Raw genomic sequence first — 14,095 nt, 5'->3', positions numbered from 1 at the left:
CTTGCACCCTGCCGCCGAAAAACGGGATCAACACTCGTTTTCCTCTCCAAGAAACGGCCTGTGATTCGGTCTTTTACTTCTTTTTCACATGGAGCGTCTTTGTCAATCTCACGTTGTCCGCAAATGGCGGTGTATCGCCGTATTTCCGGTCGGTCGGCTTTTACGCTGATTGAATTGCTGGTGGTCATTGCGATCATCGCTATTTTGATCGGCTTGTTGTTGCCAGCGGTTCAAAAAATCCGCGAAGCCGCCAACCGTATGAAGTGTTCAAACAACCTGAAGCAAATCGCCTTGGGCGTGCATAACTACGAAGGCACATACCAGGCCCTGCCGCCGATGGAAGGCAACGTCAACACGGTGACCCCGGCCAATGGCCGCGTCAGCATCATGGTCACGCTGCTGCCGTACATCGAACAAGCCAATTTGTACACCAGCTTCCAAAGCGCCGGTGGATTGAATCCCACGAACTGCGCCCAAGTGATCAACACGTTCCTTTGTCCCTCCGATCCCAAGGGAAGCGCTTCGACGGTCAACAGCGCTGTGGCTGTTAACACGCTGACCACCACCAGCCCGACCGCCGTTTCTTGTTATGTTGCCAACGCCGGGGTCTTTGCAAACATCTCTGGGGCGACGGCCACCACCGCCCCGACGAGTTGCGTCTGGACGACGACCAAGGCCACGACCATCGCCACCATTCAAGACGGTTCCTCGAACACGATTGGCTTTTCAGAACGGATGATCGGAATCGGCGGCATCTACGCTTACCGAGACTTGTCGCCGGGCAGTTTCTCTTCCGGCCCCACCACTTATGGTCCGGTGTTCAACGTGTACCAGGCCCAGTTCGGATCGATCGCCTCGTCGCCCCCGTCGGGTGGCGCTCTCCTTGATGTCGGGATGGTTCCGCTGGCTTCTCCCTCGGCGGCGGTTTACAGCAACTCCTCCACCCAACCTACTGGGGACCGGACGATTAGCTCGGCTCACACGGGTTCGGTTCTGTGCGGCCTGATGGACGGTAGCGTCAAGACGGTTCGCACCTCGATCACAGCCACCACGCTCTGGCTTGCCGCCAATCCGAGCGACGGCACCGTCAACGGAACAGACTGGTAATTGATTTTCACCCAACTGATCGGTTGAAGTCGAAAAACCGACGAGGTTTCCTCGTCGGTTTTTTATTGGCGCCAGTCTGCGAACGAAGTTCCAAAGACAATTCTTGTTTCAGACCAATTTGCCACTGTTCGGTGTCGTTATAAACGAGTGACTTTATTTTAGTAATGCACATTATTTAAGCATTTTATGTTCACATTCAGCCATCAGACAATCTTATATATTGGTGATATGTCAGATTGTTGAATTGTTGCAAGTGCCTGTTTTCACGTCATTTGTGGAGAACAAGGTCTTGGATGATTCGCGTTGACTTTTGCGGCATGATGATTGCTTTAATCAATTTATCCCGCCGTCGATTAACGAGACCTGTCTCGTTCCTGCCCGCACGGCTTTTGATTTTTCGTACCTCATCTTGTCAGGGAGTCTTCTTGTCAAACTCACGCTGTCCGCAAATGGCGGCCTATCGCCGCGTTTCCGGACGATCAGCCTTTACGCTGATCGAACTGTTGGTGGTGATCGCGATTATCGCCATCCTCATCGGGTTGTTGTTGCCGGCGGTCCAAAAGATCCGCGAAGCAGCGAACCGGATGAAATGCTCCAACAACCTGAAACAACTCGGTTTGGCGCTTCATAATTACGAAAGCGCCAATGGTGAATTCCCGGCGGGTGGAAAAAACTACGCTTGGGCCAGCCCGGCGAACAGCCCCGGCTACAACCTCAACGGCATCGTCCTCATGTTGCCGTACATGGAGCAAGACAATCTGTTCAAACAGTATGACAACACGTCAGCGTCCCATTCTCAACAGAACGGGCAGACTGGCACTCTGGCCGGCGGCGGCGTGAGCGCGGCGAATCTGGCGCTTTGTCAGCAGCGAATTGGCACGATCATGTGCCCGTCGGACAATGGGCCGGATACCATCACCGGCACGTTCTATGGCCCGTCAACCGGTGTGGCCTACAAGACCAATTACGACTTCATGGCTTATCCGACGAGCGGCGCCAACTATTGGACCAATGGAACAGGCGCCACGAGATACATGTTTGGCGAAAATAGCAAATGCAGAATGGCCGACATCGTTGACGGCACGAGCAACACGTTCGCCATGGCCGAGGGAACCTTGGCTGTGTACGACGGTTCGCGGGCCGCTTGGGCCTATCGGTCGTGGGTGATGACCGGCTTGGATCCGACCAACGGCATCAACGTGTGGGTATACCCCTCGTGGACGGGCGCCAACGCAGGCAAACCCCTGCCTCGCGGACAAAGCTCCGAATGGTGGAATCCGGGCAGCCTGCACACTGGCGGCGCCAACTTCCTCAAGGGGGACGGCTCTGTTTCCTTCGTCCGTGACACTGTGGACACCACCACCCTCACGAACATGACCAAAATCGGCGACGGCAACGTGGTCACGCTCCCCTAGGACGCCCTCGGTTTGGCAGGCAGGCGATTCATCTTCGGAATGGTCCGGGGGAGAATCGCCTGTTGTTGTTTTGTCACCCGCCCCATCTCACCTTCATCAGATTTTTTTGAGGAACCCATGCGCAGTTTTGTCTTGTTGATTGGCGGATTGATCTGCCTGTCCGGTTGTTCAAATTCTTCCTCTGGTCCGCCGGTGGCGATCACCGGAAAGGTTTCCTTGAAGGGCAAACCGATCAGTGGCGCCATGATTCAATTCATCCCGACGGACAAAAAAGGAGCGCCGGGAAGCGCCCGCACCGATGCCGACGGAAAATACGCCTTGATGTCTACCAAGGGGGACGCTGGCGTGCCGCCGGGAGAATACAAAGTGGTCATCTCGCGGATTTTGGGAACTGATGGCAAGGAAATCCCGGCGGATGCCAGCCCGTTTTCCACTGGAGGAAAAGAAACTCTTCCTCCGTTTTACAGCAAAATGGAAGACACCATTTTAACGGCGACGGTGCCCGGCGCGAGTCCCTCCACCATCGACTTTCCACTCACCGGCCAGGGGGGGGCGATGGGAGGCGCGATGGGGGGGATTCGTTGAGGACGCCTGGCTTTTGGCCAAATGATTGAGAGTTGAAACAAAAAAAGCCGACCGGATTGCCCGGTCGGCTTTTTCAATTTTTTGTTGTGCGGGGCCGACAAGGGGCGGGACGGTTGGTTACTTGTACTGAGTCGTGGAACTGCCATTCGCGGCCCGGTGCGGGAACTGATCTTGCTGGGTCCCGTAGCGGTTCGTCAGGGAGCGGAAGAGAATTTCCAGCACCATGAAAACGGCGACGATCCCAACGGCCAGCCCAACCCAACTGAGGGAACGAAACACTTCGTCGCTCATGTTCTTCTCCTCCACCTAAGAAACCACAATTTCGCCTGCCGAAACGAATCGGCCGAGGGGGAATAGCTAAATTGGGCTTCAAGGAAGATATTCTAAAGATTCTGTCAAGATCTGTCTAGTACAGCTCTTGAAAATTTTACAAGGGCAAAAGTTCCTTAAAATACTCTTGCGAATGGTTCGCATGCCGCTGGCCACCAACTGTAAACCACGCCAACCGGGCATCATTCAGCGGCAGATTTCATGTCCGGTTGTTAGTCAAATTGAATTGCAATTTATGTTCCATGTTCGTCTAAAACTGAAAAGATGGAGTATTTGACCACGTTTTGGTCAAAATCATTCTACCCCAAATCGCCAAATTTGAAATTTTGAAGTTGCGATTGTGCGGATTGTAACGATTGTTTCCTCGCGATGCGCAGTTGAATGCCGATGGTGTCGGCTCAATTTTCGGCCAGAACAAAATCTGGACCAAATCCCGACTCCGGCCGCACTTGTCCGCTATTCTTGAGATGTCCTTCCACGGACGAACGACCGGCGGTTCTCGTTTCGAGGGTCGCATGGTTGCTTCGTCAAATTCGCACTACGATAATCACATGGGCTTTTCCTGGCAGCCTTGCTGCCGCCCGCGCAACATGGGCAGGGCATGATTGGCCGTATTTTCCTCGGCCGGTACGAAGCGGTCCGTCTCCTCGGCGAGGGGGGGATGGGCAAGGTGTACTTGGCCCGGCAACTCGATCTTGGCCGGCAGGTCGTCGTCAAGGTGATGCACGACGACGTGGCCGCCGACCCGAAATTCCGCGACCGCTTCCAGCGTGAGACGCTGTTGATGGCCCGGTTCGCGCATCCTTACGCCGTCTCGCTTTTCGATGCGTCCATCTCGGATGGCCCGTGCATCGTGATGGAATACATCCGGGGCGTGAACCTCGAAACTCTCCTCGCCAAAAATGGCCGCCTCTCCTACACCCGCGTCGGCCGGCTCATCACTCAACTCTGTGAAGTGCTGCAAGTCGCCCACGAACAGGGCCTGATCCACCGCGACTTGAAACCGGCCAATCTCATGGTGGTGGATCACGACACCCCGCGCGAGAAGGTCAAGGTGATGGACTTTGGCCTCGCCAAATTGCTCGATGCCACCGCCCTGACGGATTACCGGGCCAGCAGTGCCGAGTTCGCGGTCGGCACGCCTGGCTACATCAACCCGGAGCAGGTGAAGGGGGACGATGTCGATCATCGCGGCGACTTGTACAGCGTCGGCGTGATGATGTACGAACTCCTCACCGGGCGGTTGCCGTTCATCGGGCCGTCCAGCATGGACCTGATGCTCGCCCACGCCACGGAGATGCCGCCTCGTTTCGGTGACTTGGGTTTGAACATCGACATTCCCGAGCCGATCGAAGCCTGCGTGTTCACCTGTCTGGAGAAGAACCCCGCCGACCGGCCGCAGAGCGCCGCCGAACTGGGCGAGATGTACGAAATGGCCATCTCGATGTCGCATTCCGGCTTCGGGGAAACCACCAAACCCCTGCCCGTGCGGCCGACCGGCCCGGTGTTGGTCAACGACCCGAACACGCTGGCCTTCACGATGGAGGCCTGGATGCCAGAATCTATCGCCATCATGAAACTCCGGGGTTATGCCTCCGATCACGCCGGTCAGATTTTGGAGAGCATCCCCGGCATGGTGACGATGAAAATCGCGCCGGCCATGAACCAAACCCGCGGCGGCTCGCTCTCCTGGCTCGGCTTTGGCCGCAAGCCGGACCCATTAATGTTGGAACTTCACCTGCATCAAGTGGACCCGCAACGAGGCAACAAGCTGCTGATTCAAGCGGTGTTCCGCCCCCTGTCCATCAGCCAACTCGCCGACGCCGCCTGGCGGGAACGCTGCACCCAGTCTTATGTGGATTTGCGGGGTTATCTGATGGGGACGGGGTGAGTATGGGAAGCGGAATGGATATCTGGGCTCGCCGTGTTTCAAAGAGCGTCAGCCATTGGTAGAATCAAATCACCAATTGGGGGACAAACGATGAACACACCAGAAATTCTCAAAGAAGTAGGCGAGTGGTCTGTTCAGGATAAGCTCGAATTGGTTCAAGCGATATGGGACCAGCTCGCGGTCGAAAACCTTGCGCCAGTCATTGATGATGATTTGAACGAGGAACTTGATCGCCGATGGACGGAGCATCAAGCCAATCCATCAAAGACCTATTCGCTGGATGAAGTGCTGGCCCATGTGCGCAGGGCAAAATGAACCCCTTGCGATTCATCGTGGAAGCCCGCGAGGAAATTGATGCGATTTATGATGATTATGAATCCCGTTCCGCCGGACTCGGCGATCGCTTCCTCGATCAATTGACCATTCAAGCCAATCGAATCACGCATAATCCGCATCTGTACGGCATTGTTCGCGGAGCAGTTCGGGCGGCGATGATTCCGCGGTTTCCGCACATTATCTATTATCGGATCGACACGAACGAAACCATTGTCCTTGCCGTCCTTCATTACCGCCAAAGTTCCCGGACATGGTGGGTGAGGCGAAGCCGTCTCTTTTGATCGAGAGACTGTCCCGGCGGCGATTGCCCGCCGGAAGTCCACGCTCCGCTGCGAAGACTTCGCGTCGCGGCTTCACGGGGTTCTTCTCGTGTCATTTTCTTCTTTACCCCCGGTAATCCTCGTCGAAATCCCGCTCATCTGCCGTGCGATGGGCAACGCCTTTGCCGTTCAGATGCTGCCAGTGGGCGTGCATCACGTAGCCGTATTCCAACGCCATGCCCAAGGCGAAAAGTCCGGGTAAGTAGGAGACCGAGACGATGATGTCACTCTGAGCAAGAACGCCCAGCGCCACGAAGACCATCGAGCCGCCCAGCCATCGGCACCAAGCCTCGCCCGGTTTTTGTCCGAAGCTTTCGCCGGTCAGATCGTATTTCCGAAAGACGAATTCCTCTTTCAATGAATTGGAGGCCAAATTGACGAGAAACACGCTCCAGATTTGACCAATCACAGGCAGCAGCCCGAACCAGACGAAGAGCGGGGAAACCTCGCGACGCTCGGGGGCGATGGCGTTGATCACCCGTTGAAGGTTGAACAGAACCCATGCGCCCGACACGAGATACGGGCCGGTGTAAATCATCAGGGACAAAAGTAGGAAATTGTCAATCAATCGGCTGCCTCAAAGAGCCGGCGAAGCCAGGCGGTCTCACGCCATCTCTCCGCCCCGGCTGACGGACATGAGCGTCAGCATCGGGCGTTCGGCCCAGCCGAGGCGGCGCCAGAAGACTTTGCCGTCTTCGTTGTCATGATTCACGTAGATATGACTTTTCAAAATGCCCTGGGCTTCGAGCGCGTCCAGGCAGGTTTCCACCAGTCGGCGGCCCAGACCGCGGCGGCGGTGACCTTCGACAATCAGCACATGATGCAGGAAACCCCGGCGGCCATCGTGGCCCGAGAGGGCGGCCCCGATCACCCGGCCGTTCTCACGCACGATGAAACTGGTGCCGGGGTTGCGTTTCAGGTACGCCGTCAGGGCCTCCGGGGTGTCCGCTTCCCGCAGGACGATGCCCGGTTGGTCGGCCCACACGGCCAGCGCGTCGGGAATGTCGGCCGGGGTCATCGGTTCGATAGAAATCATCCGCGCTCTGCCGTTTAGCGTTTGGGTACTTTTTGAATCACGGCCACGTCGCACAGGCCCCACGGACCATCCCCCACAATCTTATCCAGAAAGTTCGCCCCGGTGCCGCGATGCCGCACCGGGGTGGCCTCGGCCACCATCAATTGCGGGGGCAACACCGCCTTGAAACTCTCCAGCGAGTGCCGGTGCGTGAACAGCACCACGGCGTGATCTTGCGTCATCAGCGTTTCGATTAGTTCTTGCGATTGCTTGCTTCTCATGCTCTTGAGATCGTCCCGCCCGGTGTAGAACGCCACGGAATCGACATTCCGGGGGAAGCAGTAAATCGTCTCGTTGTTCGACGCCAGCAGTTTGTCAGCCACGGCGGGCGGTCCCATCGGCGAACGCAGATCCGCATACCACGGGATGGCCACATAAAACGCGAACACCATCAAGGCCGCTGAACAGGTCACTCCGGTGCGGGTTTGCCACGCGGATTGCCAACGGGTCTTGGCCACGAAATCGCCGAGGGCGAGCAACAGACACGGGAACGCCGGAAGAACATACGTCGGCAATTTGCACCCGGAGAGCGAGAAGAACAACACGCACCACCCCCCGGCGAGGAGCCAGAAGCCGAGTTCCGGCGTGCGGGTGCGGGCCAGCGATTCGTCCCCGCTCATCAGATGGCGGGCGAAGGCCAGCAACAGCAGTGTTCCGGGAAGCAACCCAGCGAGCATCACCGGCATGTAGAACCAGACGGGTTCCAAGTGGTCGAATGGTTTGATGAATCTCATGATGTTGTGTTCCCAGAAAAAGTATCGGAGGAACACGGGCTGTCGCAGGAAAATCCCGGCATACCACGGCAGGTTGACGAGGAGAACGACCGACAGAAAGCCGACAACGTGTTTCCAACCGATGGCCGCTCGCTGGCCGGTGAGCCAGCCGTGCATCAGCATGGGCGGCGCCAGCAGGATCAGCGGAATCGGCCCCTTGGTCAACACGCCAAACCCGCAGGCGACAGCCGCCAGATACCACCAGCCCCGGCGCAGCGTCGGCCCGCGAACGGCCTCGAAACCGGCGAGCAGGGCCAGCGTGACCCACATGGTCAGCAGGCCATCCATGATGAGCAATCGGCCCATGCCGACAAACCCCGGCGTAATGCCCAGCAGCAACGCCCCCCAGAATGCGGAGCGTTCCCCGAGGCTTCGCCGGCCGATCAGATAAACCAGCAAAATGGTGAGATGCGTGGCGATGGCCGGAATCAACCGGGCCGCCGCCTCGCTGACGCCGAACACGGAATAGCTGGCCATCACCAGCCAGTAGAGCAGGGGTGGCTTGTCGAGATACGGCTGGCCTTGCAGCGTCGGCACCACCCATTCGCCCCGCGCCAGCATTTCGCGCGGAATCTGGGCGTAACGTCCCTCGTCCGGTTCCAGCAGCCGGAAGTTGAGCGTCGGGTATAGCAGCAGGGCCGGAAGGAACAGCAGGATCAGGATGGCTGATCTTCGCGTGGCCGTGGGTTCCGCGCTCCGGCCCGGAAAGAGGACCGTCGTCCAGAGATACGCCGCCCAAGAGCCGAGATGCCGAGGCCGATCCGTCGTCATGATCGCCCATCCTCCCTGATGTGCAAGGGGGGCATTTTCGCACGGAAGGGGGGAATCGGTCAACCCGAAGCGGAAGACCCTTTGCGTTCTTTGGGGGAAAGGCAGAATACCTCAAACAATCACCTTGGGAGAGCGACATGACCCGCCGCGATGACGAGTTCACCATTCACCGACTGACGGCGGCCGAGGTTCCCTTGCTCCGCGATTGGGCCGATGGGGAAAAGTGGAATCCCGGTACTCATGATGCCCCGGCGTTTTTCGCCACCGATCCGGATGGTTTTTTCGTCGGATGCCTGGGCGATCTGCCGGTCGCCAGTGTCTCTTGTGTGCGGTATGGCGAGAATGCCGCGTTCCTCGGCATCTATATTGTCCGGCCGGAACATCGCGGCAAAGGGTTCGGTCTGCGAGTCTGGCAGGCGGGGATGGCTCACGTGGCCGGCCGGGTGGTCGGGTTGGACGGGGTGTTGGCTCAAGTGCCGAACTATGAGGCCAGCGGGTTTCGCTTCGCCCACCATCAGCTCCGGTTCGCCGGAACGGGCGGGGGCGAGACGCCCGCCGGGTTGACGCCGCTGGCAGATGTTCCCTTCCCCAAACTGGCCGACTACGACGAACGATGCTTTTTCGCCCGGCGGGAAGTCTTCCTGCGTCAGTGGTTGAAACTGCCGGAATCAGTCGGCCGGGCGATTGTCAATGATGGTGAAATTCGCGGGTACGGTTTGTTGAGAAGATCAGCCGATGGTCACAAGATCGGCCCTTTGTTTGCCGACGACGAAACCATTGCCGCCGAGTTGCTGGCCGGATTGGTGGCGACGATCCCCGGTCAGCCGTTCTGCATCGACATCCCCGAGGCCACCGTCCAACCCGGCGCCGACCACCTCATCCGGCGGTTCTCCATGACGGAGGTGTTCCGCACCGCCCGGATGTACAACGGGCCAATACCGACGTTTGACATCAAACGGGTTTACGGAGTCACCACATTGGAGTTGGGATAATGCAAAATCAACAGATATTTTGTGTGAGATTATCAAGAGCCCCACTGCGTGAGCGGTGGGGGTGGTTTTCTGCGTGTGATGGCCACCCCCACCGCTCACGCAGTGGGGCTCTTGAAATCATTTGCAAATGTTGTTGCTTGATTTTGCAATAAGAAGTCAGGTGGTCTACGAAGACCGCCGCCTCCTTGGCCAACAAGATGAAATCGGGAGAGCCGGACACCGATCAATCAAGTTTGAACGGTTCGAGGGTGTTGTCACCGTTTTTGATGGTGATTTTCCACGAACTCTTGGCCGGGTCGGAGTATTTCCCCTTCCAGACGTCCACTTCGATGTCCCGCCCGGCCTTGTCCGCTCCTCCACGGAGCAACTCGAACGTCACCACGTAGTCGCCCGGCGGCGCCCCGTCGTTTGGGGCCGCGGTGTTCAGGGTGAATCGGCCGTCTTTGCCAGTCTCTCCGATCGGAGTAAACTTGATGGCCCCGATGTCGAACTGCGGGTGGAACGTCACCTTGACCCCGGTTGCCGGTTTGTCCTTGAACAGAACGGTGCCAGACACCGGGACGGTGCGGGGGCCTGAACTGCCCCCGCACCCGGCGGCCATTGCGCACACCAGAGCGACGAGGATGATTCGGTTAGTAATCACCGACCACCTCGCCACCGTTGCGGCTTCCGAGCGCCATGTAGGTGGGCATGCTGATGGTCTGGCGGAGGAACTTCACCGAGCCGTCGCAGAACAGGAAGTTACACCCGCCGGTGTGCCGGCTGCGGAACGAATAGACCGGACTCTTGAAGAGGATGTCGTGCAGGCCGGGGGCGTCCACGATGGTCCGGGCGTAGTAGGGGCCGGAGAGGGTGTTCATCGGCACGGTGGTGCGGCCCTCGCTGTAGTAGTCGCCGCCGCTGCTTGCCCAGGCGATCGGACCGCCCGACGCCGTCGCCGTGCCGACCGTCACACTGCCAATCGTGGTGCTGGTGTACCCTTGCAGGATGTTGCTCATGTCGCCGGCGGCGATCGTGCTGGAAAGCCCGTCAGTGATGGCCGCGAAATTGATCCGGTACGAGGTGTCCGGCTGCCACCAAGTCGGGTCGGCGGTGTGCTTGGCCGCCAGCGTCACGCCGGTGGCGTAATCCAAGCCGGCGTCCATCCGCGAGATGAACACTCCGTCCGAGGGGGAGAAACCATACGTCTGCCCCGTCTTGTAGATGTCGCCCGCAAGAGGCGGCGAGTGGACATCGCTGTTGCCGCGGTTCCACCCGTAGCTCGCATAGTCGTTAAACACCGGGCTGACCGGAACTCCTTCCGAGGGGCAGAGGAAGATGCTCAGGGGCTTGGAAGCCAGTTGGAAGTTGGTCAGGCCGCCGGTGATGCCGGGGGCGCCGGTGGAAGTCGCGACGAGGTTGAGGTTGAACTGCTTGTAGAGGTTGTCCTGCTCAATGTACGGCAGCAACTCGAAGGCCACCGGGTAGTGGCGAAAACGGTAAAAGATGTTCTGCATGCCGGGGTTGGTGTCCTCGCAACCGCCGCCGCAATAGCTCATGTTCGGCAGGCTTTGCTGGGCGTCGTGGAACCCGTGGATGGCGAGACCGCTCTGCTTGAGATTGTTCGTGCATTTCATCCGATTGGCGGCTTCGCGGATCTTTTGCACGGCGGGCAGCAACAAGCCAATCAGAATCGCAATAATGGCGATCACAACGAGTAATTCGATGAGCGTAAAGCCCCTTCGTTTGTGAAGTCGCATGAGGGGTTGTTTGCGAAGTCGCATGAGGGTGTCTCCTGTCTGCAAAAACATAGTGAATAGACAATTAAAACATCGAGTCAAAAAAACGGCGAGGACGCGGCATTCTGCCGCGTCCTCGCCGTGACGCTTCGGCACCGTCCTTTCGGAGGGAGGCGAAACGCGGTCGGGCGCCGCGACTGCGAAGGAGTCGTTTGCCTTACTTCGCCTTCGGCTTCGCGTGGCTCAGCGCGATCAGCGCGTAAGCCGTGTCGAGGTTGGGATCGCCTTCCATCCAAGTGGCGAAATCATTGCTCCAACTGCCGTCTTTCTTTTGACGATTCGCCAGCGCGCGGGTGATGTCCGCTCGCCAATCGTGGGCTTTGCCGTTCACGTCGGTGATTTCATCGATCCCCATGGCTTCAAAGCACCTGGCCATCGCCACCAGATAGTAGTAAAAACCTTGTCCGCCCGCGCCTTCTTGACGTCCGGGATTGATGTCCACAGAGTAGTTCTTGCTGACCCATTCCATCGCTTTCTTGTAACGCGGATCATCTTTGCCCACGCCGCAGTAGACAAGCGATTTCAAGCCCGCATAGGTCATGCTGCCGTAGCCGGGGCGTGCCGCCACTTCATCCGTGGCGCCGCCTTTGTTTCCGGCAGCCAGCACATAGATAAAGCTGCCATCGTTGATCTTGCCGGCCCACGGTTGGGTGTTTGCTTCGCTCTTGAAGTTCTGCATCCGGCCGACAAAGACGAGGGCGTGTTTGAAAATCACATCATCCCTGGCAACGCCCGCGGCAACCGAGGCATCCAACGCGAAGTGTGTGTTGGACAAATCGCCGCGTGTGTTGGGGCCGTAACCAAAGCCGCCATAATTCATGTCGTCATCTTTCTTGCCATCAACTCCCCCGACCTGACCTTTGCGCAAGTAACTGATAGCGTTCTCGACCACCGGGTCGTATTTCTTCAAACCAGAAGATTTCAATGCCTGAATATTCACGCTGGTCGTGTAGAACTTATGGCGAAAATCATCCCCCTGGCCGGCGATATGGCCTTCCTTGGAGTTGACGTAGCCTTCAATGAACTTCAGCCCTTTGGTCGCAACGGGATCATCGGCGGTGATGACTCCGGATTTGAGCATGCCGTTCAAAACCACTGCCGTAATGCCCGGATGAGCCGTCTTGCTCAACGAACCATCATCAGCTTGGGTGGATTTCAAATAAGCCGCCGCCGCCGTAGTCAATTGTTCCCAAGACTTTCCTTTGGGACCGTCTTTCTTTTGCTTCGTTTCATCTTTCTTTTCTTGAGCCGTCATCGATTCCGGTGATGATGAGGCCAGCACGGCAATCATGGCAAAAGCACCAGTGATGGCGATGCAAAATCGTTTCATGGAAACTCCCTGAGCTATATGTGCTTTGTTGCGACGGTCGGCAAACATAGGCATTTCACATGCCAACAATCATTTTGCATGCCAGGGCTGAAAAGGCAGACCGAATAAGCGGGTTCCAAGAAGCAGAGGCAGAATCGCTGGATAAAAAATGTCCGGGCTTGTTCATTTTTAATCCTCCTTCAATGACGGGAAGTCGCCTCTCACCGCTATTTGAACAACGGTACGAAACTTGCCTGATGATTCGGACCCAACAAGAGATTGATGGTTTGAGGAAGACTCGAATGTGCCGGCCATTTTCGCATGTGTGTCTATTATTCATTGTGATGTGCGGCACCACCGGCTGTGCCAAACCTGATCGAGTCAACGTTTATCCGGTTGAAGGCGTGCTCACGGTTAGCGGGTTGCCTGGGGCGGAAGCACATATCAGTTTTCACCCGGTCAATGCCGGTGCCAAAGGGATGATTTCGGTGGCGGTGGCGATGGCGGGGCCCGACGGGCGTTATCGTTTATCGACATACGCGAGTGGAGACGGCGCGCCTGCGGGCGAATACGCGGTTGTTGTGATTTGGCCAAATAACTCGATTCCGCGTGATGAATGCGTTGATCCCATCCATGATCGGCTCAAAGGCGAATATGGCGATATCACCAAGACGCCTTTGCGGGCAACAATTGAGCCTCGTTCCAATGAAGTCAATCTCCAGATTGAAATTCGCACCGGAGGCGGCTGGTCGTTGCCAAAGCGAAGTGAATTAGACAGGCAATTCAATAATAATGACAAAACAAATTCAACAACAAGATAGGTATCAGGCGAATCAGGTCATCCGCTGGCATATACGGCAATGGGGGCGACTCCCGCTTCGCCCCCGCCACATCGTCTAATCAATCAGCATCAAGTGATCCGCCAAGCTGGTGCAAAGACGCGACAAAGGTGTCAGGCGGCCCGGCGCGTCTCCAGTGCTTTCGTCACCCGGTTGGCGACGGTGTGGCCGTCCCCCTTCAGGGCGTGTTCCCAAATGCGGATGACCTTCCAGCCCATCTTGGTGAGCGTTCGGGTCACCAGTCGGTCTCGCTTGCGGTTTCTCTGAAGTTTGCCGATCCAGAATTCGCCGTTTTGAGCCGGCGCCCGGTAATGCTTTGGGCAGCCGTGCCAGAAACACCCGTCCACGAAGATCGCCACTTTCTCGGCCGGGAAGATAAAGTCTGGATGGCCGAACACGGGCCGGTGCCGTCGCCAGCCGGTGACGCTGTGACGCTTGAAAATGGCCATGACCTTTAACTCGGTGTCCTTGTTTCCCTTTGATCGCACCTTGGCCATCAACTTGGATCGCTCGGCCTGGCTATAAACATCGGCCACCGTTCGCCCTCCGAAGGGGGAATATTCTCCACCAGATT

17 protein-coding genes are annotated in these 14,095 nt (G+C 57.5%); 8 read left to right on the top strand and 9 right to left on the bottom strand.

The features are described 5' to 3' along the window. Window positions 1–99 precede the first annotated feature (99 nt). Together BGIM_RS0125480 and BGIM_RS0125475 are read left to right on the top strand one after the other, a co-directional pair. Entirely contained in the window at window positions 100–1,107 is a 1,008-nt protein-coding gene (locus tag BGIM_RS0125480; protein WP_157369421.1) for a DUF1559 domain-containing protein, read from the top strand. Window positions 1,108–1,532: 425 nt separating this feature from the next. Next, a complete protein-coding gene (locus BGIM_RS0125475; RefSeq protein WP_238537719.1) occupies window positions 1,533–2,522 on the top strand; it encodes a DUF1559 domain-containing protein in 990 nt (329 codons plus the stop codon). Here BGIM_RS0125475 and BGIM_RS58265 read toward each other — a convergent pair. After that, complete coding sequence (locus tag BGIM_RS58265) at window positions 2,519–2,725, bottom strand: hypothetical protein (RefSeq protein WP_157369420.1); 207 nt, start codon at window positions 2,723–2,725, stop codon at window positions 2,519–2,521. The genes BGIM_RS0125475 and BGIM_RS58265 overlap by 4 nt on opposite strands. Window positions 2,726–2,765: 40 nt before the next feature. On the opposite strand from BGIM_RS58265, the gene BGIM_RS58260 reads away from it, so the two are divergent. After that, window positions 2,766–3,107: a peptidase associated/transthyretin-like domain-containing protein gene (locus BGIM_RS58260; RefSeq protein ID WP_020472528.1), complete on the top strand. Its 342-nt coding sequence runs from the start codon at window positions 2,766–2,768 to the stop codon at window positions 3,105–3,107. A gap of 117 nt (window positions 3,108–3,224) precedes the next feature. Here the strand turns inward: BGIM_RS58260 and BGIM_RS0125460 are convergent, their stop codons facing one another. After that, window positions 3,225–3,398 (bottom strand): hypothetical protein, encoded by a 174-nt coding sequence (locus tag BGIM_RS0125460; protein ID WP_020472527.1) that lies wholly within the window; start codon window positions 3,396–3,398, stop codon window positions 3,225–3,227. Between the two features lie 640 nt (window positions 3,399–4,038). Here BGIM_RS0125460 and BGIM_RS58255 point away from each other — a divergent pair. The 3 genes from BGIM_RS58255 (at window position 4,039) to BGIM_RS0125445 (ending at window position 5,945) form a co-directional block, all read left to right on the top strand. After that, the gene (locus BGIM_RS58255) at window positions 4,039–5,328 is read left to right on the top strand and encodes a serine/threonine protein kinase (RefSeq protein ID WP_157369418.1); all 1,290 of its coding nucleotides are present in this window, start codon (window positions 4,039–4,041) and stop codon (window positions 5,326–5,328) included. 90 nt (window positions 5,329–5,418) lie between these two features. After that, window positions 5,419–5,643, top strand: coding sequence for an addiction module protein (locus BGIM_RS0125450; protein ID WP_020472526.1), 225 nt, complete (start codon window positions 5,419–5,421; stop codon window positions 5,641–5,643). Then, window positions 5,640–5,945, top strand: coding sequence for a type II toxin-antitoxin system RelE/ParE family toxin (locus BGIM_RS0125445; protein WP_020472525.1), 306 nt, complete (start codon window positions 5,640–5,642; stop codon window positions 5,943–5,945). Before BGIM_RS0125450 ends, BGIM_RS0125445 begins: the two co-directional genes overlap by 4 nt. 103 nt (window positions 5,946–6,048) lie before the next feature. Here BGIM_RS0125445 and BGIM_RS0125440 read toward each other — a convergent pair whose 3' ends face one another. Genes BGIM_RS0125440 through BGIM_RS58250 form a run of 3 tightly spaced genes read right to left on the bottom strand, consistent with a single transcriptional unit; the run spans window position 6,049 to window position 8,603 of the window. Beyond that, window positions 6,049–6,552 (bottom strand): hypothetical protein, encoded by a 504-nt coding sequence (locus tag BGIM_RS0125440; protein WP_020472524.1) that lies wholly within the window; start codon window positions 6,550–6,552, stop codon window positions 6,049–6,051. A 36-nt stretch (window positions 6,553–6,588) separates the two neighbouring features. Continuing rightward, a complete protein-coding gene (locus BGIM_RS0125435; RefSeq protein ID WP_020472523.1) occupies window positions 6,589–7,020 on the bottom strand; it encodes a GNAT family N-acetyltransferase in 432 nt (143 codons plus the stop codon). 14 nt (window positions 7,021–7,034) lie between these two features. Continuing rightward, window positions 7,035–8,603, bottom strand: coding sequence for an ArnT family glycosyltransferase (locus BGIM_RS58250; protein ID WP_020472522.1), 1,569 nt, complete (start codon window positions 8,601–8,603; stop codon window positions 7,035–7,037). A gap of 137 nt (window positions 8,604–8,740) precedes the next feature. On the opposite strand from BGIM_RS58250, the gene BGIM_RS0125425 reads away from it, so the two are divergent. Beyond that, window positions 8,741–9,595 carry a GNAT family N-acetyltransferase gene (locus BGIM_RS0125425; RefSeq protein WP_020472521.1) on the top strand — a complete coding sequence of 285 codons (855 nt, stop codon included), beginning with the start codon at window positions 8,741–8,743 and terminating at the stop codon, window positions 9,593–9,595. Window positions 9,596–9,818: 223 nt separating this feature from the next. Here the strand turns inward: BGIM_RS0125425 and BGIM_RS0125420 are convergent, their stop codons facing one another. The 3 genes from BGIM_RS0125420 to BGIM_RS0125410 all read right to left on the bottom strand — a co-directional run bounded on the left by BGIM_RS0125420 (window position 9,819) and on the right by BGIM_RS0125410 (window position 12,703). After that, window positions 9,819–10,238: a hypothetical protein gene (locus BGIM_RS0125420; RefSeq protein WP_238537718.1), complete on the bottom strand. Its 420-nt coding sequence runs from the start codon at window positions 10,236–10,238 to the stop codon at window positions 9,819–9,821. After that, window positions 10,228–11,358, bottom strand: a complete 1,131-nt coding sequence (locus BGIM_RS0125415) for a DUF1559 domain-containing protein (protein ID WP_020472519.1) — start codon at window positions 11,356–11,358, stop codon at window positions 10,228–10,230. Before BGIM_RS0125415 ends, BGIM_RS0125420 begins: the two co-directional genes overlap by 11 nt. A 172-nt stretch (window positions 11,359–11,530) precedes the next feature. After that, on the bottom strand, window positions 11,531–12,703 hold the full coding sequence (locus BGIM_RS0125410) for a prenyltransferase/squalene oxidase repeat-containing protein (protein WP_020472518.1): 1,173 nt from the start codon (window positions 12,701–12,703) through the stop codon (window positions 11,531–11,533). A gap of 59 nt (window positions 12,704–12,762) precedes the next feature. Between BGIM_RS0125410 and BGIM_RS58245 the strand changes: the two genes are divergently transcribed. Further along, the gene (locus BGIM_RS58245; protein ID WP_157369416.1) at window positions 12,763–13,503 is read left to right on the top strand and encodes a hypothetical protein; all 741 of its coding nucleotides are present in this window, start codon (window positions 12,763–12,765) and stop codon (window positions 13,501–13,503) included. A 131-nt stretch (window positions 13,504–13,634) separates the two neighbouring features. Here BGIM_RS58245 and BGIM_RS0125395 read toward each other — a convergent pair whose 3' ends face one another. After that, window positions 13,635–14,057, bottom strand: coding sequence for a very short patch repair endonuclease (locus BGIM_RS0125395; RefSeq protein WP_020472516.1), 423 nt, complete (start codon window positions 14,055–14,057; stop codon window positions 13,635–13,637). Window positions 14,058–14,095: the final 38 nt, after the last annotated feature.

Source organism: Zavarzinella formosa DSM 19928 (genome assembly GCF_000255705.1).
GTDB lineage: Bacteria > Planctomycetota > Planctomycetia > Gemmatales > Gemmataceae > Zavarzinella > Zavarzinella formosa.
This window is presented reverse-complemented; position numbering and strand designations above follow the sequence as displayed.